Raw genomic sequence first — 24,464 nt, 5'->3', positions numbered from 1 at the left:
CATCCAAAGCAGGTATATGAGAAAAAGGCTGGTTCTTCTAGTGCTGTTGCTCTGCGGTGCCGCTGCAGCCAGGGCACAGGCCGTGTTGCAGCCGCTGCAGCAGGATACCCGACAGGGGCTGCACAAGGCCGCGCCGTTGCGGGTGGCCGCGCTGGTTCCGTTGCCTTTTTTCGATGATTTTGCCGCCACCTCCGGCACCCCGGCGGCTACGCGCTGGCTACCGGGCGGGGGCGTGTCTGTAAACAACCGCTTTGCGGTCGCACCCGTCACGATCAACGTTGCCTCTTTTGATGGCCTCAACGGTATGGGGCAACCCTACGCGCCTGGTTCAACCAGTGCCGGGGCCTCCGACACGCTTACGTCACAGCCTATCGCCCTGGGCGGCCTCAGCCCCTCCGATTCGGTATACCTGAGCTTTTACTGGCAGTCTGGCGGGTTGGGCGATGTGCCGGACCTGACCGCGAGCAACCTGCGGTACCTGCAGCTGGAGTTTAAAGACAACACGGGGGCTTGGCGGGAGGTATGGCGGCAGTCGGGCGTGGGCCAGGTCACCGACTTCGCGCAGGTATACATCGGCGTGAAAGAGGCGCGCTACCTCCACAACGACTTCCAGTTCCGGTTCCGCAACGTGGGCCAGCGCAACGGCCTGGCCGATGTATGGAACCTGGACTACGTAGAGCTCGACAAAAACCGGCGCAAGGGCCAGAGCACCACCCGCGATATTGGCATCAGCCAGCGCGTGAGCAAACTCCTGCGGCAGTACACCGCCATGCCCGCCCGGCAGTTCAGGGCCAACCCCAACGGCGAGCTGGCCGAGGAAGTCAGGGCCACGCTCAACAACCTGGGCGGCCTGCCCGGTGCCATCAGCTGGCGCGGCTACATCCGGAAAGTGGGGGAGGCGCGCGCCGACACCTTCCTGCGCGGCCAGGACCTGGTGCCTGCTGCCGCCCGCCAGTATCCGGTTGTGGGTGTGCCGCGCGTAGAGGAGCTTGTATTGCCCGAAAGCGGCAGTTTTATGCTGCTGCACGGCATCCGGCTGGACACCCGGGAGCAGAACCCTCTGCAGCGCGCCAACGACAGCACCGAACGCAAAACGGCCTTCCTGAATTATTATGCCTACGACGACGGCACGGCAGAGGCGGGCTTCAGCTTTGTGGGTACCGGCAACACGCAGGTAGCCCAGCGCTTCGACCTGAACGTGCCCGACCAGCTGAGCGCTTTCCGGGTATACTTCCCCAGGATCGGGAACAGAGACCTGGCCGGCACTGGCCTCACGTTTAAGGTATGGGCCGATGAGGACGGCGAGCCGGGCGAGGTGCTGCACCAACAGAGTTTTCAGATCCAGTACAGCGATACCCTAAACGCGTTTTATGAAGTGCCGCTCACACGGCTGGTGCCAATCGAGGGAAGCTTCTACATCGGCTGGTCGCAGGTGGGCAGCACCTTCGTCAACATCGGCTTCGACAGGAACGAGCGCGCTACCGGCAGGCGCTTTACCAACACGCCCAGCGAGGGTTGGGCGCCGGAGAACGTGCTGGAGGGGGCCATCATGATGCGGCCAGTGCTGATAGGGGAGGCCCTCGGCCTGGAGGAAGAGCTTGCCGCCGCCCGCCTGCGCGTGTTTCCGAACCCGTCCGGGGGGGAGGTGTTCCTCAGCGAGCCCTTCGAGCAGGTAACTGTGTATGACCTCACCGGGAAGCAGGTGCACCGTCAGGCGTACGCAGGGCCCGTGCAGCCACTCGATCTGCGCCATCTGGCACCCGGGCTGTATACTTTGCGTATTCAAACTAAGAAAGCAATTGTCATCAAAAAACTAATTCTGACTAACTTATGATTACTTCATCCACAGACATTACAGCAGAAGAACTAAAAGAGCGCCTGAACAAAGGCGAAACCCCTGTGATCATCGATGTGCGGGAAGACTGGGAGTACCAGGAGACCAACATCGCCGGGGCCAAGAACATCCCACTCGGCGCTCTGCCGCAGCGTCTCGACGACCTGGAGGACTACAAGAACCAGGAAGTGATTGTGCAGTGCCGCTCGGGAGCCCGTTCTGCCAACGCTAAGGCGTTTTTGCAGCAGCAGGGCTTCAGCAACGTGCGCAACCTGCTGGGCGGCATCCTGGCGTATAACGGGTAATCATCTGGCAGGTAGCGGTGCGCTCAAGCAAAGTAAGTTTACCTATTGGGGGTAGGTACCCTCTTGGGAGGGACAGGGTTTTCCTCGACCGCTACTGCACAAACACTATCAAGCGCGCAAAAGCTATTGAAAGGGTACAATACTATCAATTAGAATTTGCACAGTCAAATTTGATGTTACTCAAGAGGGCCCCTACCCCCAAGGGGGACAAAAGAGGGCATGGGCTAACAGCAAGTAATTAAACACTGCACGAAAATACTTGAATACGCTAAATCCATTCGGTAATGGTATAAGCCCATCATAAAGAGAGCGGCGGAAAGCATCAGTGCTTTCTGCCGCTCTCTTTATGAGGTATGGCTATTTCTTTTAGCAGGCGCATCAGGATATGACACACTGCGTTTCTTTATTCCAGTATAAACGGCGAAGGGCTGAAGCAGAGAATGAAAATGACGAAGGCCAGGATGCCCAACGCTTTGCGGAACGGCGTGAGGGGGCGCTCGTCGGGGCAGGAGGGATGGAAGATGCCCATTACGCGCGAGAGCAGGAGGCCAAACACAAGCCAGCCACTGTAGCCGTCGGCCTCCGGAAAGGCGAAGGAGATCAGGAACTGCAACACCAGGATGGCGCTGGCCAGGTAGAGGGTATGCCGCAGTCTGGCACTGACGGGCTGCAGCACAAAAACGAGGTATAGCGCATAGAACGTCCAGAGCCAGATGTAGGCCTCCACCTCGGGCAGGAAACCGGCCAGGCTGTACTGCAACAGCAACAGCGACACGGCCGCCATCAGGCCATACCGCTTGTTGTCCAGAATCTTCCAGAAGGCCCAGTACGTGAACGGCGCGAACACCACCAGCAGGTCCTCGGACCATAACGGCGTGCTGTGCGGCGACACGATCCCGAGCCCGGCATAGGTGACAAACAGGGCAAAGAAGATCGGGGAGAGGCGGTTGAACTGCCGGTGCCCGATCAGGCCATACAATATATGGCCACCGTCCAGCTGACCGATAGGCAGCAGGTTGAGGGCCGTGAAGAACAGGGCCAGGTACCCGGCGAACACCAGCGGGTAATGGATCAGCTCATACTGGTTTGGCAGCAGGGCCGGGTCAGCCACAAAGCGCTCAAAGGCTATAAACAGCAGGTTTCTGCCCAGCGCAAAACTGCCTGCATTGTCCTGATACACGTATTGGGCGTATTCCAGGCCGAAGCGCTTGTACTCGGGGTGTATGCTGAAGATGTACTCGGGAGGCGGCAGGTGCGTGAAGGCGTAGAAAAGCAGCGGCACAGCCACCACAAAACCCGCCAGCGGACCAGCGATGCCGATATCGAAAAACTGGCGGCGTGAGTATATCTGCTCCTTTATCCGGATAAAGGCCCCCATGGTGCCCAGCGAGAACGAGAAGCCGAACCACAGCGGTATGTAGTAGGGCAGCGTGACGCGGGTGCGGTAATACTTCGCCGTGAAGTAGTGGCCAAACTCGTGCACCGTGAGCACCCCCAGAAAGGGGAGCGAGAAATAGAAGCCTCCCAGAAACTCCGCCCACGTGATGGTGCCCGTCCAGTCGAAGCCCTGCGGCCCCAGAAAGAACAGCTTGCCGAAGCGCCACTCCGTGCCAGCGATGGTGGTGGTGACGAGGGTGAGGCAGAAAAGCAGCAGGTGGAGGGTATAGGAGCGCTGCTGCTTAGACAATAACATCCTTGAAGAACTGGTTGATGGTAAGAGAGGGCTGCAGGTGCAGCGTCTGGAGGCCTACCTTGCTGGCGCTCTCGATGTGCTGGATGCTGTCGTCGATGAACAGGGTCTCGTCTTTCTGGAGGCCGTTCATGGCGATGATCTCCTCAAACACCAGGGCATCGGGCTTGCGCTTGCCAATCAGGTGCGAGTAGTAGCTCTGCTCAAACAGCGAGTCGAGGCTCGGGATGGTGAAGCTGTGGGCCACAATCTCGTTGAAGCGCGTCAGGTGGATGGCGTTGGTGTTGCTTAGCAGGAAGATGCGGTAGCGCTTGCCCAGTTCCATCAGCAGGTCGATGCGCTCCTGCGGGATGTCGAGCAGCATGGCGTTCCAGGCCTTGTCAATTTCCTCGTCGGGGGCCGTGATGCCATAGGCGTTGCGCAGCTCGTCGCGGAACTGCCCGGGGGAGCTGGCGCCGGTCTCGAACATATCGAAGAGCTGGGCCTGTTCTCGCTGAGAGTAAGCGACATTGCAATTATTCTTGCACAGCTTTTGCAACTCCGCAATGCTCCTGTTGTAGTCGATGTTGATGATCACACCGCCCAGGTCGAAGATTATATTCTTTATTTGTGCCAGATCCACGTAAAAATTTCTCGTTTCCGTTTGACTTATTGAATGCAAATATGTAGAATTGCACTCCCAAATCAAAGAAAGCCCCCTTGAAAGGGCTTTTTTAGCGGGAACGGGCCTATAGCTCATTCGGTTAGAGCAACTGACTCATAATCAGTAGGTGCCTGGTTCGATTCCAGGTGGGCCCACTTCATAATCAAGCACTTACGTCGGAGAGATGTAAGTGCTTTTTTGTTTGCGGAGGGTTTGCGTGGAAAAAGCATCCGCTCTCATGATGCGGGATTGTGATGGTTTCTATACCTCTATACCACCGAGGTGCGATTGAAATTTCGCGGCCTCAGCAGGTATGAAGATCGTGTCCTCCCTTTCTATACCACTAAGGTGCGATTGAAATCACGATATCCAGGTGCTCAGCAGCAACTATGAACTGTACTTTCTATACCACTAAGGTGCGATTGAAATTTGACTGCTGAGCGGCCTATGGGCTTGCCTGGGTTCTTCTTTCTATACCACTAAGGTGCGATTGAAATGCGTTGCCTGGTCCACATCGCCAATTTTCAATACATACCTTTCTATACCACTAAGGTGCGATTGAAATCCGTTGCCTGGTCCACATCGCCAATTTTCAATACATACCTTTCTATACCACTAAGGTGCGATTGAAATCGGGGTGCGGAGTGACTTTTTGAGACTGGAAAAGTGAGCTTTCTATACCACTAAGGTGCGATTGAAATCAAAGAGGCATAAAGCCGCTCGCTCAAAGGTATGGTGCTTTCTATACCACTAAGGTGCGATTGAAATGCCCGGCCCAAACAAGAGGCAACGCCGCTGCCGGTACTTTCTATACCACTAAGGTGCGATTGAAATCACGACTGCGCCAAAGATGGTCACGGCAATAAATTCCTTTCTATACCACTAAGGTGCGATTGAAATTATTTAGGATATAAATGCACTAAAAAGGGTATTTTAGCTTTCTATACCACTAAGGTGCGATTGAAATTATCCTCTCCCCTCTTGAGGGGCTTTTCGGCGGCTTTCTATACCACTAAGGTGCGATTGAAATTAGGCTTGGCAGGCAATACCGGCTCACTTGTAAAATCCTTTCTATACCACTAAGGTGCGATTGAAATGTCTTCAACATAGTTGTTCTCTATAATCATAGAGTACTTTCTATACCACTAAGGTGCGATTGAAATCTCGAACCATACTTTTGAGTGCGCGAAGCTTTGCTTTCTATACCACTAAGGTGCGATTGAAATTGCGCATTCTGTCGGCCAGTTCGGTTATCATGCGCTTTCTATACCACTAAGGTGCGATTGAAATAGATTATTTACCGCGCTGCGGCCTATAGGCTTTGCCTTTCTATACCACTAAGGTGCGATTGAAATCTGTGAACGTTGGGCGCGGCTTACTGGCATCTATGGCTTTCTATACCACTAAGGTGCGATTGAAATGGCTATTTCGCTTTCCCGGTTACCGTTTTTATCTCCTTTCTATACCACTAAGGTGCGATTGAAATGTGTTCATCCCAAAAGGGATTTACCGAGCAGGAGCAACTTTCTATACCACTAAGGTGCGATTGAAATCTGTAGCTGCGAAATAATACCAGCCTGAGTCTGCACATCTTTCTATACCACTAAGGTGCGATTGAAATTTGGCGCGTTCGTAATTCGTGATCAAAATACTATCAAGCCTTTCTATACCACTAAGGTGCGATTGAAATCAGGCGAAACCGGCTCCACCGTTTTGACTTTTGGCTGCTTTCTATACCACTAAGGTGCGATTGAAATTTATGCAAAAACAACAACTCAACCTACTCATTCCAGCTTTCTATACCACTAAGGTGCGATTGAAATGTTTTTTTTCCGAAAACACCCAGGTTGGATTTGCCCTCTTTCTATACCACTAAGGTGCGATTGAAATTCAGGTGCTTCGGGTGAACCATGAGCGCAGCAGTGCTTTCTATACCACTAAGGTGCGATTGAAATCCGGGTCGAGTGTTTGCGTCGTCGCATGGCATAACTTTCTATACCACTAAGGTGCGATTGAAATCTCAAACTCTTTGTCTAATGAGCCCGCTGATTCTTTAAGTTTCTATACCACTAAGGTGCGATTGAAATTGAGGTTACCATAAATAAGTTGGTCGTGCTGAGATAACGTTTCTATACCACTAAGGTGCGATTGAAATCTGGCTGTCGGACAACGCACCCAACAAGCGCGTTGTCTCCTGTTTCTATACCACTAAGGTGCGATTGAAATCGCTACATTGCTCAGGAGGTGCAAGCCTACGAGCAGGTTTCTATACCACTAAGGTGCGATTGAAATGCGGATTCTTTGCTTACCTCCCAGGCCTTGTTGAATGGTTTCTATACCACTAAGGTGCGATTGAAATGTTATCATACGTCTTCATCCAGCTAGTGGGAGTACCAGTTTCTATACCACTAAGGTGCGATTGAAATAAGAGAAAGTGGCAGGATGCGGGTATCTGCCTAAATTGTTTCTATACCACTAAGGTGCGATTGAAATACCCAGCAAGTCGCCGATGAGTGGGAGCCGAACGTACGTTTCTATACCACTAAGGTGCGATTGAAATAAAACGCTCTAACCACACAGGGGGCGGCGTATGAATTGTTTCTATACCACTAAGGTGCGATTGAAATTCACGCTGTGCAGTTTTTTCAGAGCAGCCACGAAGCGGTTTCTATACCACTAAGGTGCGATTGAAATCAGAAACCGCAGATTTTGCGATCTGTGCGCCAGAAGTTTCTATACCACTAAGGTGCGATTGAAATTCAGGTGATTTTTGTTGGTAACGTTTTGAAAGAAAGGTTTCTATACCACTAAGGTGCGATTGAAATGGGGATGTGGATCACGACAACGACATCATACTACGTTTCTATACCACTAAGGTGCGATTGAAATGAACCGAATAGCAGAACGTCTACAGTGACCGTGAAGTTTCTATACCACTAAGGTGCGATTGAAATTCTTTACCTGGGCGGTGTGCCTGTGTACAAGATCAAGTTTCTATACCACTAAGGTGCGATTGAAATATGGTATGGTTTATATTGGTGCCACTACAAAAACCATAGGTTTCTATACCACTAAGGTGCGATTGAAATTACTGAGTTCGGGGATTATGAGAACTTTGTTTATAAGTTTCTATACCACTAAGGTGCGATTGAAATTCAAACCGTTCAACGCGATACTGAAGCAGGCACACGGTTTCTATACCACTAAGGTGCGATTGAAATGCGGTACGCGTCCGATGCACTGCTGATAATGAAGAAGTTTCTATACCACTAAGGTGCGATTGAAATGAAGCAAAGAATATTCTGGCACTGAGAAAAAAGACCAAGTTTCTATACCACTAAGGTGCGATTGAAATCCTCCGCAAAAATACATATAAAAGCCCTGCAAATGCTTTCTGCAGGGCTTTTTATCCTGAAAATTCTGTTGTAAAAGCGTCGGCTGCCGGTAGTGTAAAAAAGCCGGGGAGCTGACGACTTGCGTAATGTGTTGTAAATGAATTAATTACATGTGGGCGTGAGCCAGACACAGCAGTACCGCTGTAGAGTCGGAAGCAGTTACCGCCCACCCGACGCTTAGAGGAACCGCTGCGGCCGGCCTTTGTCTTCGCCCAGCACGTGGCGCTCGTGGTAGCGCTCTTCCCGCATCCGGTAAATCACCACACCGTCACTGTCCTCCATCAAGAGGTTCGCCTCGTGGCGGAGGCGCTGGTATTGGGCCTCGGTTAGCTCGCCCTCAAACACGGAGTTCTGAATCCAGGTGAGGTAGCGGCGGAAGAGCTTCAGCATCTTGCCCACCCGCTTCTGGTTTACATCATATACGGCGATAAAGTACGGCATGTGGTTTCGGTTTTTCAGTATGTCAAAGAACAGGTTAAAGCACGCTCACCACCACATGTGCAGGCCCTGGTACGCGTCCTGTTTCGGGTCGCAGAGATGGCGCACCATCTTGTGGCACTCCAGGCGCACCAGCCGCTCATACGATACATGCCGGTTCAATTGCCTATGGAGCACGGTTTGCTGCAGGCGCTGGTCCAGGTGCGCCATAAATATCTTGCGGCCTTCCTCCTTCAGGTAACAGCCCCCCAGCCGCTGCTCAAAGTGTTTGGGCTGTATCTCGCCGTTCTTCAGGAGCTTAAAAATAGCGCGGTCGATGAGCAGAGGCTTAAAAATCTCAGCCAGGTCCAGCGAGAGCGAATAGCGGCGGTCGCCGGGCTCATGCAAAAACGACACGGTGGGGTCGAGGGCGGTGCGGTAAATCTGGCGCAGCACCACCGAGTAACAAATGGAGTTGCCAAAGGAGATGAGCGCGTTCAGGGGGTTAGACGGCGGTCGGCGCTCACGCTTGTTAAAGGGGAACTTTTGCGCCACGGCCTCGCCCAGCAGCAGCGGCCAGGTCTGGTAATAGCAGTCGCGGGCCCGGCCCTCGGCGCTCATCAGTGTGGGTATGTCGGGGCAGGCGGGGATGCGGCTGCGCTCCAGCTCAATCTGCTCGCAACTCTCCTGCAGTGCCAGCGCCTCCGGCTCCGGCAGGCGTGGGGCGTAATAGCGCATCACCCGCAGAATGTTAAACAGGGCCGCATCCACAAATTCGCGGGCCAGTACCATGCGCCTTTTCGGGCTGAGGTAATGCTGCGCCTGCGCCATCCGCACCCGGCCACTGATAACAGGCTGGCGCGGATAAAGCGAGGCGGTATAGTTACCGTAATAGTCGAAGAAAAACAGCGGGATGCCCTGCTGCGCCAAAAAGGTCACCAGCTTGGTATTGATGTCGATCTCCCCGAACAAGTACAGGCTGTCCACCGACTCAACCGCAAACGGCAGTCGTTGCCCGTCAGCCGGTTGGCTGGGCAATCCTTCCGTGTCTTCATCGTCGGGGATGCGGCAATCTGTGGCGGCTTTTTCCAAAGCCAGCGTATTGTGCTTCCGGCGCAGGCGGCCATTGGAGAAGAGGTAAAACGGGCGTTTCATAGGCGTGTGTTTGTTTCTTTTTGACGATGCGGAAAGAAGGGGAAGGTGCCATATAGCGTTTATCGCAACTATGCCGCAAGTTTAGCGGCAGCGCAACTTGTGGCTTGAATTGAGGCCAGTTTGTAACTGGCGAGGGTATAGTTTTGGGTATGCCAGTTATAAACTGGCTGTCAAACTTTACCACCAGTTCCCGCTTCGCTCAAACTGGCGGTATGTGTAGCTATAAAGCCAAACTTACCCGTAGCACAGCTCCTCAAAGGCGCACTTACTGCAAAATGCGCGTTTGGGAATGCGCTCCGGCGGGTGCGGTTCAGCGAGTATCTGGTTCAGATGCCGGAGTTGCAGCGCCAATTCTTCTTCCTGCTGCGGCCCCAGCGCCACCGGCTCCGAGCGGCGCAGCGCCGGGTAGTCGATCTGGCCGCTAAAAGGTGTCCCACCCGGACCCGTTACACCGTTCAGCTTCAGGAGCCACAGGTAAAAGCGCACCTGACTCAGGTGCGCCTCCTGGCACGAGCGGCCTTTCTTGGTTTCGTGCAGCACCCCATCACGAAGTAATGCCCGGTCTATATTCCCGACAAGCGGTGTCCCATCAGGGGCAGTGGCGTGCAGGTCGAGGTGCTTTTCGCTGCGCCCGTAGCTGGTCTCGTCCAGCAGCCTGCCCAATGCCACGTCCTCCGACTCCTGTTCCATCCAGATACCCTGCCGTACCAGCCACGCCTTTCGCGGGCAGATGAGGAAGTAAGAAAAAAGCATACCGCCGATGGGCGATATGCTTTTGGCATTAGAGAACTGCTGCATAATCAAAAGCCAGCAACCTTTCTTCCAAAGCTATCCTCGCTTGATCCAAAGCATCAGCCGTGCCAGATACACCTTGTATATAAGCTTTGGCGTTTAAGGAAGTATACACATCTACCTTCGGCACAGTATCAATAATAGGCACAGCGCGTTGCGGGTTCTCCTCATCCAGATCGGCCCGAATGGCAGCGGTTATAAGGGAAGCATTTTCGCTGATGGCAAGCGCAAGCGTAGTTTGTGGACTATAAGTGCGGGCTTGGTTACTTGTTATCTGCCACTCCACAATGGCTGCGGCTAATCCTTCTGCAATTTCACGACGACGGTCATCTGGGCAGAGCAGGAATTCACCATCAGAAGACGTCTCCCACCCATCTTGCTTTAACTGTTCCAGCATAACCGGGCTTAGCTCTGGCTCGTGCTGGTTGGTAGCGACGGTGAACAATCTTTTTAAATCAATGGCTAAATCATATACAAAAAGACCGGTAGTGCGGCTGTTGTCAGGTATCCAAGCTCGTCTTGGTAAAGTGCGCTTATTCGATTGAAGGTAGTCCTGAATTTCCTCTGATGATAGTTCCTGACCGGATGCATTTAAAACCCGAACCGGATTTTGCTCCGGGTGCTCGCTGCGATCGAATGTAATATTCTCTGAGTTCATGCTAACCAAGAAAGGATGCAGGGGACGCATGGCAGAGATAGAAAGTGGGCTACGGCGTTTCAAGGTTATTTCATCTTTACGCGCACGCATCCATCCACCAATTAGCTGATCAGCATAATGCGGATCGCAGGGAGACCAGGGCTCTTTGTTTTCCAGTTCCTTCTTTTTGTTGATTTCATAGTTGTAGGTAATAGGCGCACGCGGCTCTTCCATTGTTTCAGACAAAGCATCAAGAATGGAGCGCTTCACCTGCTGTCCGCTAGAGTAGGCAACTTTCCTATTCGAAATCGGGTCGTAATAAGTCTTCTGACCGTCTTGCACGCAAAAAACAGTGTGTTCGGCCACACGCAGGCCACGGATATAGAGGTATGGTTTCATGGATGGGTATGTTTTTAAGTTTTATACAGTTTGTTTTGCTTCGGCTACAGCATACTTCAATCTGAGAAGCGCCATAAAAAGAGGGAAGTCCTGCTTCGGCAGCTTTACCAGTTCATCACAGGCTTCGTCTATTTGCTGGGCAGATTCATTCGATTCCTCTACCAGCTTTGTAGCATGAATCACCAATTCGCGCCTTGAACTGCTGTTGAGGAAGTTGCTGACAAGTTGGGCGTTGGTTTTCTTGCCTCGTTCTCCCTGGGAGAAAAAATTGAGCGCTTCGGCCAAATCCTGGGCTTTCTGAAGCAGTTGTTCGTTGTTAAGCATAGCGATTATCCAGATTTCGTAAATTTTAAATAATTGATTTTCCTGAACATGTTTGAAAGACTTTGCCGGCCCTTTAAAGCCAGGCATGTACTCCCGCAGTTTGGCTGGCTCTACAGCTCTTAGCCCAATCGCGCCTTGCAAGCAGGCACGCTCAAACCCAAATTGCGTTTCGTAGATTTCTGAGATACTTTTAATATTATCCAGACCTGATATTTCTCCGACTAACTTATTATATAAGTCAATTTCATGCTTGATTTCATGTAGCTGTAGCTGCACGAAACCAAGTGTTGTGTTCATCTGGCTCATGGAGTATACATAAGCTGTTGTCGGCTTTTCCAACTTCTGCGCCAGTGCAAAAATCACTTGTATCCAAGGCTGGGTTTTCAAACTGATTACTCCTTCTTTAGTGTCCACTGTCGGCTGCCTCATGGTAAAAGGAGAGTCAGGGTTGAATCGACTGCCAAAGGCGTTGGTAAGCCACCAGCCGTTCCAGGTGTTTATCTGGTGAGGCTTTAATGAAGGCGTTTGCTTCATATATTCTCTGTACCAGTGCCAACCATCAAGAAGGGCAAGTATAACTGCATCTGAATCCACTAAAAGATTGAGCCCTCCGTTCACACCTATACCTAGGGCGGCTCCAATCCAAGAGGCATATACATCCTCGGCTGGAATTTCGATGGCTAAACTGTTCACCTGGCCACTGGTGCCAGCAGTGCTATCGGCGGCGGCGCCTCCCAAATAGAAGGAGCCATCAGGCATATCGTTTTCAATCCTGACCAGCTGCGCTTCCAGTGCCTGTGCACGTATCGCTGCAGTAAGCGGTGTTTTCTTCTTTTGCTTGTAAGCCTGGTCGAATTTAGAGTTGTTGACGTGCTGCAGAAAGCGATCATCGTCAAAAAACAACTGATAATATACCTCTTTATAGAAGGAAGACGCATTATGCTGTGTTTGCTCCCGTTTGTTATACAATTCAATAAGTCGTTTCCCGATATAGGCTGTATACATATCTTATAGCATTTGAGTAGGTTGAGCTGCAGGAACAGCATTTGATTTTGGTATAGTTAATCCAATGGCATGACCTGACGAATTATACCATTCATCAGGAATGATATAGGGATAGCTGCCAACCTCAAGCGGGCTTATCTGAGACATTTGCCCCATCAAGGATTTCCACGGCACCGGTATCTCCAGCGTTTGCCGTTCGTTGCCTCTGCTTTTGAGGTATTTTTCTTTGTCTTCTTCTCGCACGCAAACAGCACTTTCAATCTCCAGCGCCTCTAATAGCACAGACTTTGGGCGGTGGCAGAGCATGGGCAGCGGTGCCGTGTGCACATCGACAGAAGGAAGCGGGACATCTCCATAGACACTGTTTATTAAGCGTTGCAGTTCATTTTCTTCCAGCAGGCCGTTCGGCAACGCATCAAAACTGCGCCGGACAATATCCGGCTCATACGGAAGCAGGTCTTTGTCTTCCTCGCTCGGTACGATAACATGGACAGGTCTGTAGGTGCCAATGGTAGCTTCAGTGCGTTTGCGGTGCACGCGCCCGAATCGCTGTACCAGCGCATCCAGCGGGGCGGCATCAGTCACCATGCGGTCAAATGAAATATCGAGGCTCACTTCCACGACCTGTGTAGCGATAACCAGGCAAGGTCCCTGCATTTCGTTGTAGCGGTAAATCTCGCTTTCCAACGCTGCACGGTCGCAACGGCGGTATCGGCTGTGCACGAGCAGGACGGATATATCCGGAAATTCATCCATCGCCCACAGGTAACGTTCTTGCGCCAGCTTCACCCTATTTGCCACAAACAGCACTCGCTCGTTTGCCGCCAGGGCCTGCGAAACAATCTCTCTTCCTGTGGTTTCGTCTGATGCTTTATATACCTCGTGGCGGTTAAACTTCTGGAGTTCGCCCTCATGCAAGCGCACCTGCTGCACTTTTTCCGCTCCGCCCAACGCGGCAAGTATATGCTGTACCAGTGAGTCTGCTATGGTAGCCGTACCAATGTGTATGCGGCAGCCAATCTCAGCTAAACGTTCAATCAACTTCAGCGTCATCGTCCGCACCTGCCCGTTGTACACATGTACCTCGTCCAGAATAATATCACATCCCTGCAAATCGAGCGAAAGGGCTTCATAACCACTGATATGGAAAATGAGCGAAAGCAACTGGTGCGGCGTGGTAACTTTAACGCCTGCGCCTGCTTGCCGCTGTAAGTACTGCTCTTCTGTGACCAGTTTTCCGTCCTTTTTCTTCAGGCTGATTCTGCTCGCTGCATGCACCCTCCGCACGTCTTCTTTCTGTTCTTCTGTCTTGCCTTGGTTCAGGTCTTGACTGATGCGCTGATACATCGCGTTTATACTTGCCTGAAATGGCAATGTATACACCACTCGGCCCTGACAGCGTTTCAGCAGAAAGTCTGTTTTCCCTGCTCCGGTTGGTGCTATGACGAGCGTGTGCCGCTTTTCCGTATCGGAAGGTATAAGCGATAACGGATAAAGGGGATGGCTCCGGTTATAAAAGCTAAGGTCTGGTGTTTTAAAAAAGTTAGCTGCCAAACCGGCTGCCTCAGCCATAAATTCGGAGGCAAAATGATCGGCTGCCATCAGCAGCCCCCGCCATTTAGACCACCCAAGAGGTATACTCTCTGCATAGGCTATGGCAAAATTAAATGCTTCCCGCGCTTCCTCAAGCGTGATAGTCCGAAAGGCAACAGCCGTGGAAGTTAGCACCTCCTTTAAACTCTGTTGCCAAACCTCAAAATCCTCTGCATGGCGCAGAAACACTTTGTCTGGGCCATACTGGTTCAGCAGGTCCAGTAGTCCACGGCTACGAGCGTCCTCTTCCACAGACTTGTGATGCGCAACGACCATTTCCACAAGCGGCTCCCAGTCCTCCCGGTTAAAGAGAGGCAGAAACAGCAGCGACGACAGTTCATGTCGGTGCGGAATGGAACGTAGTGCCTCATCCTGATTTATCTCTCCTTTCAGTACCCGTTGGAAATATGGATGCGCTTTTCCTAAATCGTGCAGCAGCGCCCCTTTTTCGGCTAGGTCAGCTGGCATTCCATAGGCGTTGGCAAAGAGCACAATGGCATCAGTCACCTGTCGGGTATGGTCATGTAGGGTAAGGCCTCCCTGTTCTGGGCTTTTGGCTAGTAAAGTCATAGCTCTAGGCTGAGGTCTAATATCGGATTACCCGTAATTCTAATTTCGCCATACATAGGCACATTGCCTTCGTAGCGGTTGTGACCTACTAAAATGCTATTTGGCGTTTCTCCGAACAGCAGTTCAAAGCCAGGCATCCTGTCGAATTCAGCTTCTGATACTGTATCTATACCTGAAGAGGGGAGCAGCACATCTTCGTTGCGACTCAGGCAGATATGTTGCTCGGCTGCAAGTTCAGCATCTGCCAGTGTGGGAAAAGCCAGCCACAGGTGCGGGTACAGCATAATACCTCTGTTGATGATGGATAGCGCCCTTGCCGCCTGTCTCAATCCTCCTTTTCGTTTTTCCTCAAACGCTCTGGACTGTGTCCTTTCCTGCTGCAGTGAGGTTCCGGCATGCATAAGCTTGTGCCGCAGAATGGCAGTTACGCCCAGCTTCTGTCGAAGGCCCTCTATAATGGAAGGTGTCAGAAATTGCTGGCTGAACGTTTTTTCATCGCGTACCGCTGTCCAGGGTTTGATAAACCCGAAGGTGCCGTTGTATTCTACTATGTACATTGCCTCCATACCTATAAACTCAAAGCCCCCAAACCACTTCCCGTTAACTCACCAGCACCCACCAGCCAGGCGAACTGCACTGCCTCGGGCGGGCCTTCCACCACCACCGGGCAGATGCTGCCTTTATGCTTGATGCCTTTTATTTCCACCAGCTTGTGGCGTGGTGTCAGGAACGTACGATCGAAAGCCACAGAAACGCCTTCGGCAGAGAGACCGGCCTTTTCCAGCTTGTGCCGTAGCGTGGCGGTGAGGGCAAGGTCAGCGGTCGGAGCATCATGCAGCAGGTATTCGCGTGAACCGTCCGGCCTTACCTGCCGGGCAACAATAGGCCCATCTGCCAGAAAACGGTATTGTTCTCCGAAAGCAGGTGTGGGTAGCTCCTGCACTTCATATATGCGCATGCCGCAGAAAAGCTCAGGCTGGTTGATGATACCCATCAGCAGTTTACGGGTCGCTTCTGCATCATGGAAAGAAATCTGCCAGCTGGCACCAGTCGGGAAGGAGAGTGCTCCTTTCTTTGCCGTACCTCCCTTCAGCCACCCAAAGCTATATAGGCTCAGGCCGTCGTGCAGTTCATTTTCCGGCCCCAGCCAGTGGTGCAGCCGCTGGGTCAGCTGATGCAGGTGGTTGAAGGGAACCGGCTGGGTGTTTGGCGATAGTTTAAGTTGTATCCTCATATCTTGTGGTTGTTGATGCTATTTAGGAAACCGCTCCGCCACATTCTTGCGGAGCGCGTTGTTTTTTGTTTCTTTATTTTGATAGCGGTCTAAAAGATGCCGTACCCGCCCCCGTATTCTCTCCCGTAATTCCACCGGCTCCAACACCTCCACATGCTCCCCGAAGCCTAAAATAGCACTCTCTAACTCGTGGTTGATTATAATGTGCAAACAGACAGTCATGCCAGCTTTGTCTTCGGCAGTAACGATCTGGCTATGGTGGAGGGGCACAGTTCTGATATAGGGAGCCATCGCGGTATCCACTCTTATTACAACTTGCGCCACTTCGTGCTCCGGTCCAATGGTGACTCCCAGCGCATCCTGCTTGAGGGCCAGAAAGGCTGCCCGACGGTCTGTTTGCACCGGTAGTTGGGTGAGGGCGGGGGCCTGCATGCGCTCCAGCCCGAACGTCTTGAACCGCTGGTCTGCTGCATCCCAGGCGGCCAGGTACCAGCGGTTGCGGTACTCCAGCAGCACCAGCGGGTCTACCTGGTATGGTTTGGGCAATGGGGTCTTAAAAGTCTGGTAGCCAAAGGTGACTTCCTGTTGCAGGCGCAGGGCGTTCCAGAGCACGGGCAGATGCTGCAGGCCCGACAGCGACTGACTTTCCTCCAGCAGCAAGTATTTGCTGCTGCGCAGGGCATCCGATGAATTGGTGAGAAAGGCAAGTCGCTCGCTGCGCTCCAGCAACTGAAAGAATTGCCTGAAATTAGAAAGGTCTTCGTCTTCGGGTTGGTGCAGGAAATAGCCTCTGCGCCGCGGGCAGTGCGCGATTCTTATACCGTAGGAGCACTCAATCTCTTTAACGTCCCGCTCAAAGGTTCTGGGCGAAACGGATTCAAGGTCCTCCTGCTCTAGGCGGTGCAGTATCTTGGCTTTGCTGGGGTATGTAAACGGTGGCTGAACCAAGCGTAGCACAGTCAGGTGCCTTCTGAGGATGTTAAGTTTGTTCATGGGTTGGGCGGCTATTCTTAAAGTTATAACATTTTGCGAAATATTCGCCCTTGTATATTATAAACTTTGCATGTTTTCGCTAGATTTTTCCACACAGGGAACTAAGAAAGACTATATTCCATTTTAGGTGCAGGACACTTAAATAAGGATGCTAGTAAGAAAAAATGGTAAAATGCTTATAGGTGGCTGATTGTGGGTATAGAAGCCCATTGAATAGCCTGGGAACAGAAAAATGCCTGATACATCACCCGGATCTTGTCTTTTTATACCGGCGAAACGTCTTTGCCAGGGAATGGCACAATCAAGAGATAGGGTGGGGGATGCCGGGCAGTTATACTTGCTGCATCTGTAGTTTAGGAAGTGCGCTGGCGCGTTGTTGTAATCAAGCAGATTTATGTGCGCGAATACCTAGAAATAGCTTGTATTTGATAGGGCAGTCCTGTTAATTGCACAGTAGTCCGGGAGGGCAGTGCTTGCTCACTCGAACAGGGCGTTTCGGTTCCGTGGACGGGGAGTATTGTTGGAATTAAGGAAACGTAAAGAGAGGGTGAAATCAGGAGAAATTTAGTCTTTAAACTGCTGCAGCCACTCGAGGGCGCTCTGCTTGTCCGTGAACATGCGGGTGGTATTTACCGGCTTGTTCACCATGATATAGAAATTGGCCATCATTTTAAAGGCGCTGGAGTTCACGAGGATGGCGTTTGCGATGATGCCCTGGTTGCCTGCCGTCGCGAAGTAGTCGCGGGCTTCTTTAGATGAGCTTTTGAGCATGATCACATCCACCAGGCAGGGGTATGATGCGTCACCGGTGAAACGAAGGCGGTCGGCCACGCAGGTTTTTGCCAGGTCGAGGTCCATGTTCTCAATCTGTTTGTAGGTAAAGTGCAATATCCCATCTATGATAGACATCTTGATATAGGCAGATTCGAACGATCTGTTTTCGGCCTTGTTGTAGATTTTTTTCATATAGGCATCCCTTGGTTAGACAGTAATCTTGATACGAATTGCACACAACAATTGTACAACAATTTTAGCAAAAATAAGTGGCAAAAATTAGACATAACAACATCTTAGATACCGTAGACGCTGTGCTGGCCGTCTCTAAGAAGAAAGGCATCATTCATTTGCATGCTGAGGATGAGGTGCTTACAGGCGAGTCGCTGACCCTGAACGGCCATAAGGTATTGCATTTTGGCACCTGCGGTTATCTGGCCCTGGAGCATCACCCGGCCGTGAAACGCGGGGCCATCGATGCCATCGAGCGGTATGGCACGCAGTTCCCGATGTCGCGGACCTACATCTCCAACCCCCTGTACCGCACCCTGGAGCAACTCATCTGGGAGATGTATCGTGCGCCCGTTGTTATTTCTAAAAACTGCACGCTGTCTCACCTCACCACCATCCCCAGCATTATCCGGCAAACCGACCTCGTGATTCTGGACCACCAGGTGCATGCCAGCATACAGGAGGCCGTGAAGAAAATGCTGAGCCAGGGCGTTACCGTGGAGATGATCCGGCACAACAACCTGGAGATGCTCGAAGACCGCATCCAGAAGCTGCGGAACAAGTACGACCGGATCTGGTACATGGCCGACGGCGTGTACTCGATGTATGGCGACTATGCCCCCATCAAAGACATGATTGCGCTGGCCGAGAAATACGAGCAGTTATACCTCTACGTCGACGATGCCCACGGCATGAGCTGGGCCGGCAAGCACGGCACAGGCTATGTGATGAGCCAGATGGAAGACGGCCTGTACCGCAAGATGGTGCTCACCGCCAACCTGGGCAAGGGCTTCGGGGCCTGCGGCGGCCTCTCGGTGTTCCCCAGCGAGGAATGGTATAACAAGGTGAACACCTTCGGGGGACCCCTCACCTTCTCGGTGCAGATAGAGCCAGCCACGCTTGGGGCGGCCATCGCCTCGGCCCGCATCCACCTCAGCGACGAGATAATTGCCCTCCAGCAGGAGCTGCAACACAAGATAACCTATTGCAACACGTTGCTGAAAAAAACCGGCCTGCCGCTGGTGCACGAAAACAACAGCCCGATCTTCTTTGTGGGCACCGGCACCATGGACATGGGCAATTACCTGGTGCAGGAACTGATCCGCGACGGCATCTACGTGAACCTGGCCACGTTCCCGGCGGTGCCGGCCAAGAACATCGGCATCCGGATTACCATCTCCCGCAACAACTCTCTCGACGACATTGACCTGATGGTGCGCAAACTGGACACGAACTTCCGGAAGGCGCTGCTGGCCACCAACCAGACAGACGAGAAAATCAGGAAGGCCTTCAAGATGGCGCCTCCGCAGGTTGCGGCAACCGAGGCGCTACCGCAGGCAGCCGGGCCGCTCAGGCTGGTCACCCATACCTCCGTGGAGGGCATCCCCGAAGCGGAGTGGAACAGGCACCTCGGGCACCGGGCCATGTTCGACTGGGAGGGCATGCGGTTTCTGGAGGCGTCCTTCAGCGGGAACGAGGAACAGGAGAGCAACTGGGAGTTCCGGTATTTTGAGGTAAAGGACACCGCAGGCAAAACCATTCTGATGACCTTCACGGTGGCGTCGCTGCACAAGGAGGACATGTTCTCGCAGGCCTCCGTTTCGATGGCCATTGAACGTGAGCGCGAGCAGAACCCCTACTACCTGACCTCGCGGGGCATCATCATGGGCGGTCTCTTCACGGAGGGCAATCACCTGTACCTGGACCGCGAAAGCCCCGACTGGAAAGGGGCGCTCAAGCTGCTGCTGGAGGCGCTTTTCCGGGAGCAGGAGCAGGAGCAGGTGAGCAATATCCTGCTGCGCGACTTCCCAGCCGACGACACTGAGATGCACGAGTTTATGGTGGACCAGGGCTTTGTGAAAATCGATTTGCCGGAGTCCTGTGTGGTGGAGAAACTGAGCAACCAGACCGAGGAGGATTACGTGCGGGCGCTCTCCCAGAAGAATAGGCGGCACTACGTTCAGAAAATTAAACGCAACCATCACTTTTATACTGTCGCGATTAAAAGTAAATTATCCCAAGACGAACTTCAGTGCGCGATTCAGCTGTTTCGGAATGTAAAGAACAATAATTTTGCTATAAATTCTTTCCATTTTCCTGAAAAGCTGTTTCAGCAGATAAATGAGAACCCGGCCTGGGAGTTTGTGGTCTTGTACATAAAAGAGGAATATTCCATCAACCGGAACCCGGTGGCGGTTTGCTTTTGTCACCTTAACGCGGCGCAGGTATACAGCCCTATGCTCATCGGTATGGATTATGAGTACCTGCTGGAGTACGGGGTATACAGGCAAACCCTCTTCGAAGTGATCAGGCGGGCGAACGCCCTGAAGTGCGGGAAAATAAACTTTGGCATATCTGCCACCATCGAGAAAAAGAGAATAGGGGCGGTGCTGTACCCGAAGGTCGGTTACTACCAGGCGAAAGACAACTTCGCGATGGAGATGATGGAGGCGACCATCGCCGTGGAGCGGGAGTAAGCACCGGTGCTATATAACAAGGAGTAAACACGTGAAAGTTCTGAAAGATAAGATTGAGGATATTATTACCCTGATTGCCGAAGTGGCGAACGGAAATTTCGAGTACCAACTGGAACCCTCGGACTCTGGCGACGAAATGGACGCGGTGATTTCCGGGGTCAGCATGTTGGGGCAGGAACTCAAGAGATCTACCGTGTCGCGCGACTTTATGCAAAGCATCTACCAGGGCGTTGTGGACATGCTGCTGGTGCTCAACACAGACTATACCATCCGGAACGTGAACGAGGCTTTTGAGGAGGCAACGGGCTTTACCGAGGCCGAAGTAGTGGGCAGGCACCTGTTTGCCGATTTCCGCTGTGCCAGCGAAAGCACTGTGCAGGACCTGCAGGCAAAGTTTGAGGAAAGAGGCAAGTGCCTGAACGTAGAGCTGCTGCTGACCAGCAGTAATGGAGCCATGATCCCCACGTCCTGCTCGTTCTCTTTTCTGCGCAACAGCAGTCAGGAAAAAGACGGCATCCTGATTATTGCCAAAGACATCTCGGAGCTAAAGCAGAAAGAGCAGGAACTGCACGAGGCCAAGGAAAAGGCAGAGGCCGCCAACGAGGCGAAAAGCCATTTCCTCTCCAGCATGAGCCACGAAATCCGGACGCCGCTGAACGGCATCATGGGCTTCACCAACCTGCTGATGGACACGGCCATGAGCGCGAGCCAGGCCCAGTACGTCAGCCTGATCAAAACCTCAGGCTCCACACTCACCAAACTGCTCAACGATATCCTCGACCTGCACCGCATAGAGCAGGACAAGATCTGCATCGAGTCTATCCCGTTTAACCTCCGCGAAACCATCGCCTCGCACCTCGAACCCTACAGGCACCTGGCCGAGGGCAAGCACATCGCTTTTTCCTATACCGTGGAGGAGGCCGTGCCGCAGGTGGTCATCGGCGACCCGACCCGTATCAACCAGGTGCTTATCAACCTGATCAGCAACGCGATCAAGTTCACGGAGTCGGGCAGCATCTCGGTGCACAGCAGGCTGGAGGCCCTCCACGAGCACGATAAGAAGGTTGTCGTCAGGTTCATGGTGACGGATACGGGCATCGGTATCCCGAAAGACAAGCAGTCACTTATCTTCGACTCCTTCACCCAGTCCGACCAGTCCATGACGCGCAAGTACGGCGGCTTTGGGCTGGGACTGGCCATCTGCAAGAAGCTGGTCAACCTGATGGCCGGCGACATGGGCATCGTCAGTCCGCTGCCAGGGGAGGAGAAAGGTGCCATGTTCTGGTTTGAGGTGCAGCTGGAATACGTGGGAGGGGAAAACGTGGAACTGGAGGACGACACGATAGACCCGGCCTTCAGGCTGCGCGAGAACGTGGAGATTATGGTAGTGGACGACAATGCGGTGAACGTGATGCTCATGCAGTTTGTGCTCGAAGGCCTGGGAGCCAGGGTAACCACCGCCCAAAGCGGCGAAGAAGCCGTGCGGATAGCGCTGGCCCACCCCTTCGACCTGATTTTCATGGATATCCAGATGCCGGGTATGGACGGGCTGGAGGCGGCAGGCAAGCTCCGGCGTGCAGAAATCGTCAGCCCGATTGTGGCCTTTTCGGCCAACGCCTACAAAGACGATATCTCCAAGAGCATGCAGGCGGGTATGAACGATCACCTCTGCAAGCCTTTTACCAATAAGGATCTGGTGGCGCTGCTGAAGAAGTGGGTATAAAGCACAGCGGCAGGTACCAACGCTTGGCGATGCCTGCCGCTGTGCCCTGCGCTTTGGTTTTATACCATACAAGCGTTTAGGTTTTTCAATGCCTGCCTGCGCGATGCGGCTAACTGAAACACAATCCTCAATCACCTCATCTTACAGAAAACAACACGATGGAACAGGCATATAAACCCGTGGAAAACGGTTTTAGAGAATATCTTCAGGAGGTGGTGACCAATAGGCCATTTATACGGGTGCAGTACATTACCGACATCCGGGAGTTTGCCACCACCACGGCTGTACCCACAGAGCTGATCGAAACGGATGGGGCAGCATACCTGCTCCTGGCCACAGGCGAGGAGATCCGCCTCGACCGCCTGGTACGTATCGGAGACACGCCCGCTCCCGGCTACAGCGCAGATTATTTTAAATGCGACCTCTAGTCAGGAGGATTCTTCTATACCCCGAGTTTCCCTACTTGGGGGTATGGGTGTTCTTGGAAGGTGTAGGAATGGGTAGATTAGGTTGAAGGTATGATTTAGCATTTGTGAATCTCTCTGCTGGCGCAAGCGTCCGCTTGTGCCTAATTATACCATTATCAGATAGATTTTGCTCAGTCATGATTGCTCATCCGGAAGCAGCAGAAAAATAACCCACTCCTACCGCTCCGAGGAAAAGTTGTACTTGAATATTGATACTACAATCCAACTTACCGCACATCGCCCAATAATAGCAGCACAAGCGGACGCTTGCGCTAGTGCTTATTATTTAGTGTGAGAGGTGACAGCCGCCTTCAACACACCTATTTGTCAGAAGCCGTGCCCGCAGCTTGTCTGGCTATGCCTTTCTTTTAATCTTTGTATTTCAACAACGCACCTTTCACCTACAATGAAAAAAATCCTACTGCCTGTGTTGGCCGCCGTGCTCGGCCTGGCCAAACCAGCGCTGGCACAACAAACCAGTTCGCCCCTTACCCCCGCAGCCAAACCCAAGTCTGAGTTGCGGTATAATCTGACTGAAGACGGTTCTAAATACATCAAAGCTACTTTCCTGGCACAGGTATGGCTCCGCTGGAACGACAGCAACCCCGGCACCACAGTGAACGGAGACCTGCAGGACAATACCGTGGACATCGGCCTCCGGCGCACGCGCATGCAGCTTTACGGGCAGCTCTCGGATCATGTGTTCTTTTATACCCAGTTCGGGATGAACAACTTCAACTACCTGGCGCAGAATGCGGGCAACAGAAAATTGCAGGCCTTCTTCCACGACGCGCTGGCCGAGTACAAGGTGTTTAAGGACAGTGACATGCTGAAACTGGGCGGCGGACTGACCATCACGGGCGGCCTGAGCCGCTTCTCGCAACCCAGCATCGGCACCATCATGACCACCGACGTGCCTGTGTTCGCGCAGGCCACCGTAGACCAGACCGATGAGTTCGGGCGCAAGCTGAGCGTGTATGCCCGTGGCCAGGTCGGCAAGCTCGACTACCGCGTGGCCCTGACAGACCCCTTTCCAGTGCAGACGAACGGGCAGACAGCCCCGCCCCTTGGTCCCAATGCCACTTTCACCACCTTCGGCCATACCAAGCAATACCAGGGCTTGCTGGTGTATAACTTCCTCGACAAAGAGCCGCACACCACCCCCTATATGACCGGCACGTACCTGGGCGACAGGCGCATCCTGAACCTGGAGGGAGGTATGATTTACCAGAGAGACGCCACCTGGCACACGAACAACGGCGTGAACCCGGTGTATGAGAACATGACACTGTGGTCGGTGGCCGCTTTTGCCGACATGCCTTTGCAGGAGAATAAGTATGCTCTGTCGGCCTACGCTGGCTATTTTAACACGGATTACGGGAAAAACTATATCCGGAACAACGGCCTGATGAACCCGGCTAACGGCAACAGTGACGCCTCGGCCTTTAATGGCGCGGGCAATGCCTACCCCATGTTTGGGACCGGCGAGACGCTGTATACCCAGGTGGGCCTCCGCTTACCAAACGAGCTGCTGGGCGACCAGGGCACGCTGCTGCCGTATGCATCGTACCGCCGCTCAAGCTACGATCGCCTGGAGGACCCGGTGAATGTGTATGACGCTGGCATCAACTGGCTCCTCAGCAAGCACCAGTCTAAGCTATCGCTTAACTACCAGGTGCGGCCTGTGTATGCGCAGCAGGCAAACGGCGACGTGACCAAAGCCTCCAACGCCAGCTCTGCCTGGCTGCAGTATCAGGTGTATTTTTAAAAAAGCCTGCTCATAAACCGCCCTTGTGCCTGACGACA

At 52.8% G+C, this 24,464-nt stretch carries 18 protein-coding genes, 1 tRNA gene and 1 CRISPR repeat array; of the genes, 7 read left to right on the top strand and 12 right to left on the bottom strand.

Annotated elements, in window-relative coordinates; translation table 11 throughout:
* The first annotated feature begins 16 nt into the window (after positions 1 to 16).
* Positions 17 to 1,834, top strand: coding sequence for a T9SS type A sorting domain-containing protein (locus MKJ04_RS13705; RefSeq protein WP_241642219.1), 1,818 nt, complete (start codon positions 17 to 19; stop codon positions 1,832 to 1,834).
* Complete coding sequence (locus MKJ04_RS13700; RefSeq protein ID WP_241642218.1) at positions 1,831 to 2,139, top strand: rhodanese-like domain-containing protein; 309 nt, start codon at positions 1,831 to 1,833, stop codon at positions 2,137 to 2,139. The genes MKJ04_RS13705 and MKJ04_RS13700 overlap by 4 nt, the downstream gene beginning before the upstream one ends.
* A 403-nt stretch (positions 2,140 to 2,542) precedes the next feature.
* On the opposite strand, the gene MKJ04_RS13695 is transcribed toward MKJ04_RS13700, so the two are convergent.
* Positions 2,543 to 3,832 (bottom strand): site-2 protease family protein, encoded by a 1,290-nt coding sequence (locus MKJ04_RS13695; protein ID WP_241642217.1) that lies wholly within the window; start codon positions 3,830 to 3,832, stop codon positions 2,543 to 2,545.
* Positions 3,819 to 4,451: an HAD family hydrolase gene (locus MKJ04_RS13690; RefSeq protein ID WP_241642216.1), complete on the bottom strand. Its 633-nt coding sequence runs from the start codon at positions 4,449 to 4,451 to the stop codon at positions 3,819 to 3,821. The genes MKJ04_RS13695 and MKJ04_RS13690 overlap by 14 nt, the downstream gene beginning before the upstream one ends.
* 102 nt (positions 4,452 to 4,553) lie before the next feature.
* Here MKJ04_RS13690 and MKJ04_RS13685 point away from each other — a divergent pair.
* A tRNA-Ile gene (locus MKJ04_RS13685) sits at positions 4,554 to 4,627 on the top strand.
* 110 nt (positions 4,628 to 4,737) lie between these two features.
* Positions 4,738 to 7,827: direct repeats of the CRISPR family, unit length 30 nt; unit sequence CTTTCTATACCACTAAGGTGCGATTGAAAT.
* Positions 7,828 to 8,044: 217 nt separating this feature from the next.
* Here the strand turns inward: MKJ04_RS13685 and cas2 are convergent.
* From cas2 to MKJ04_RS13635, 10 genes are all read right to left on the bottom strand, one after another.
* On the bottom strand, positions 8,045 to 8,308 hold the full coding sequence (gene cas2 / locus MKJ04_RS13680; protein WP_241642215.1) for a CRISPR-associated endonuclease Cas2: 264 nt from the start codon (positions 8,306 to 8,308) through the stop codon (positions 8,045 to 8,047).
* A 45-nt stretch (positions 8,309 to 8,353) separates the two neighbouring features.
* Positions 8,354 to 9,439: a type I-B CRISPR-associated endonuclease Cas1b gene (cas1b, locus tag MKJ04_RS13675; protein WP_241642214.1), complete on the bottom strand. Its 1,086-nt coding sequence runs from the start codon at positions 9,437 to 9,439 to the stop codon at positions 8,354 to 8,356.
* 234 nt (positions 9,440 to 9,673) lie between these two features.
* Positions 9,674 to 10,192: a CRISPR-associated protein Cas4 gene (locus tag MKJ04_RS13670; RefSeq protein WP_241642213.1), complete on the bottom strand. Its 519-nt coding sequence runs from the start codon at positions 10,190 to 10,192 to the stop codon at positions 9,674 to 9,676.
* Between the two features lie 28 nt (positions 10,193 to 10,220).
* On the bottom strand, positions 10,221 to 11,267 hold the full coding sequence (locus MKJ04_RS13665; protein WP_241642212.1) for a CRISPR-associated protein Cas7: 1,047 nt from the start codon (positions 11,265 to 11,267) through the stop codon (positions 10,221 to 10,223).
* A 21-nt stretch (positions 11,268 to 11,288) separates the two neighbouring features.
* Positions 11,289 to 12,596 (bottom strand): hypothetical protein, encoded by a 1,308-nt coding sequence (locus tag MKJ04_RS13660; protein WP_241642211.1) that lies wholly within the window; start codon positions 12,594 to 12,596, stop codon positions 11,289 to 11,291.
* A gap of 3 nt (positions 12,597 to 12,599) precedes the next feature.
* Positions 12,600 to 14,759: a CRISPR-associated helicase Cas3' gene (gene cas3 / locus MKJ04_RS13655; protein ID WP_241642210.1), complete on the bottom strand. Its 2,160-nt coding sequence runs from the start codon at positions 14,757 to 14,759 to the stop codon at positions 12,600 to 12,602.
* On the bottom strand, positions 14,756 to 15,325 hold the full coding sequence (locus tag MKJ04_RS13650) for a hypothetical protein (protein WP_241642209.1): 570 nt from the start codon (positions 15,323 to 15,325) through the stop codon (positions 14,756 to 14,758). The genes cas3 and MKJ04_RS13650 overlap by 4 nt, the downstream gene beginning before the upstream one ends.
* A 2-nt stretch (positions 15,326 to 15,327) precedes the next feature.
* Positions 15,328 to 15,993, bottom strand: a complete 666-nt coding sequence (locus MKJ04_RS13645) for a CRISPR-associated endoribonuclease Cas6 (RefSeq protein WP_241642208.1) — start codon at positions 15,991 to 15,993, stop codon at positions 15,328 to 15,330.
* Between the two features lie 18 nt (positions 15,994 to 16,011).
* The gene (locus MKJ04_RS13640) at positions 16,012 to 16,986 is read right to left on the bottom strand and encodes a helix-turn-helix transcriptional regulator (RefSeq protein WP_241642207.1); all 975 of its coding nucleotides are present in this window, start codon (positions 16,984 to 16,986) and stop codon (positions 16,012 to 16,014) included.
* A gap of 564 nt (positions 16,987 to 17,550) precedes the next feature.
* The gene (locus MKJ04_RS13635) at positions 17,551 to 17,952 is read right to left on the bottom strand and encodes a hypothetical protein (protein ID WP_241642206.1); all 402 of its coding nucleotides are present in this window, start codon (positions 17,950 to 17,952) and stop codon (positions 17,551 to 17,553) included.
* A 77-nt stretch (positions 17,953 to 18,029) separates the two neighbouring features.
* On the opposite strand from MKJ04_RS13635, the gene MKJ04_RS13630 reads away from it, so the two are divergent.
* From MKJ04_RS13630 to MKJ04_RS13615, 4 genes are all read left to right on the top strand, one after another.
* On the top strand, positions 18,030 to 20,468 hold the full coding sequence (locus MKJ04_RS13630; RefSeq protein WP_241642205.1) for a GNAT family N-acetyltransferase: 2,439 nt from the start codon (positions 18,030 to 18,032) through the stop codon (positions 20,466 to 20,468).
* Positions 20,469 to 20,499: 31 nt separating this feature from the next.
* A complete protein-coding gene (locus MKJ04_RS13625; protein WP_241642204.1) occupies positions 20,500 to 22,191 on the top strand; it encodes a PAS domain-containing hybrid sensor histidine kinase/response regulator in 1,692 nt (563 codons plus the stop codon).
* Positions 22,192 to 22,349: 158 nt separating this feature from the next.
* A complete protein-coding gene (locus MKJ04_RS13620) occupies positions 22,350 to 22,619 on the top strand; it encodes a hypothetical protein (protein WP_241642203.1) in 270 nt (89 codons plus the stop codon).
* Positions 22,620 to 23,064: 445 nt separating this feature from the next.
* Positions 23,065 to 24,426, top strand: coding sequence for a hypothetical protein (locus tag MKJ04_RS13615; RefSeq protein ID WP_241642202.1), 1,362 nt, complete (start codon positions 23,065 to 23,067; stop codon positions 24,424 to 24,426).
* Positions 24,427 to 24,464 lie beyond the last annotated feature (38 nt).

Origin of the sequence: Pontibacter sp. E15-1 (assembly GCF_022601975.1) — a bacterium.
GTDB lineage: Bacteria > Bacteroidota > Bacteroidia > Cytophagales > Hymenobacteraceae > Pontibacter.
This window is presented reverse-complemented; position numbering and strand designations above follow the sequence as displayed.

What these genes read in the sequence shown, in the direction of transcription:
- MKJ04_RS13705 (WP_241642219.1), top strand. Translation starts at nt 17, where the DNA reads ATGAGAAAAAGGCTGGTTCTTCTAGTGCTGTTGCTCTGCGGTGCCGCT.
- MKJ04_RS13700 (WP_241642218.1), top strand. Translation starts at nt 1,831, where the DNA reads ATGATTACTTCATCCACAGACATTACAGCAGAAGAACTAAAAGAGCGC.
- MKJ04_RS13695 (WP_241642217.1), bottom strand. Translation starts at nt 3,832, where the DNA reads ATGTTATTGTCTAAGCAGCAGCGCTCCTATACCCTCCACCTGCTGCTT.
- cas2 (WP_241642215.1), bottom strand. Translation starts at nt 8,308, where the DNA reads ATGCCGTACTTTATCGCCGTATATGATGTAAACCAGAAGCGGGTGGGC.
- cas1b (WP_241642214.1), bottom strand. Translation starts at nt 9,439, where the DNA reads ATGAAACGCCCGTTTTACCTCTTCTCCAATGGCCGCCTGCGCCGGAAG.
- MKJ04_RS13670 (WP_241642213.1), bottom strand. Translation starts at nt 10,192, where the DNA reads ATGCTTTTTTCTTACTTCCTCATCTGCCCGCGAAAGGCGTGGCTGGTA.
- MKJ04_RS13665 (WP_241642212.1), bottom strand. Translation starts at nt 11,267, where the DNA reads ATGAAACCATACCTCTATATCCGTGGCCTGCGTGTGGCCGAACACACT.
- MKJ04_RS13660 (WP_241642211.1), bottom strand. Translation starts at nt 12,596, where the DNA reads ATGTATACAGCCTATATCGGGAAACGACTTATTGAATTGTATAACAAA.
- cas3 (WP_241642210.1), bottom strand. Translation starts at nt 14,759, where the DNA reads ATGACTTTACTAGCCAAAAGCCCAGAACAGGGAGGCCTTACCCTACAT.
- MKJ04_RS13650 (WP_241642209.1), bottom strand. Translation starts at nt 15,325, where the DNA reads ATGGAGGCAATGTACATAGTAGAATACAACGGCACCTTCGGGTTTATC.
- MKJ04_RS13645 (WP_241642208.1), bottom strand. Translation starts at nt 15,993, where the DNA reads ATGAGGATACAACTTAAACTATCGCCAAACACCCAGCCGGTTCCCTTC.
- MKJ04_RS13640 (WP_241642207.1), bottom strand. Translation starts at nt 16,986, where the DNA reads ATGAACAAACTTAACATCCTCAGAAGGCACCTGACTGTGCTACGCTTG.
- MKJ04_RS13635 (WP_241642206.1), bottom strand. Translation starts at nt 17,952, where the DNA reads ATGAAAAAAATCTACAACAAGGCCGAAAACAGATCGTTCGAATCTGCC.
- MKJ04_RS13620 (WP_241642203.1), top strand. Translation starts at nt 22,350, where the DNA reads ATGGAACAGGCATATAAACCCGTGGAAAACGGTTTTAGAGAATATCTT.
- MKJ04_RS13615 (WP_241642202.1), top strand. Translation starts at nt 23,065, where the DNA reads ATGAAAAAAATCCTACTGCCTGTGTTGGCCGCCGTGCTCGGCCTGGCC.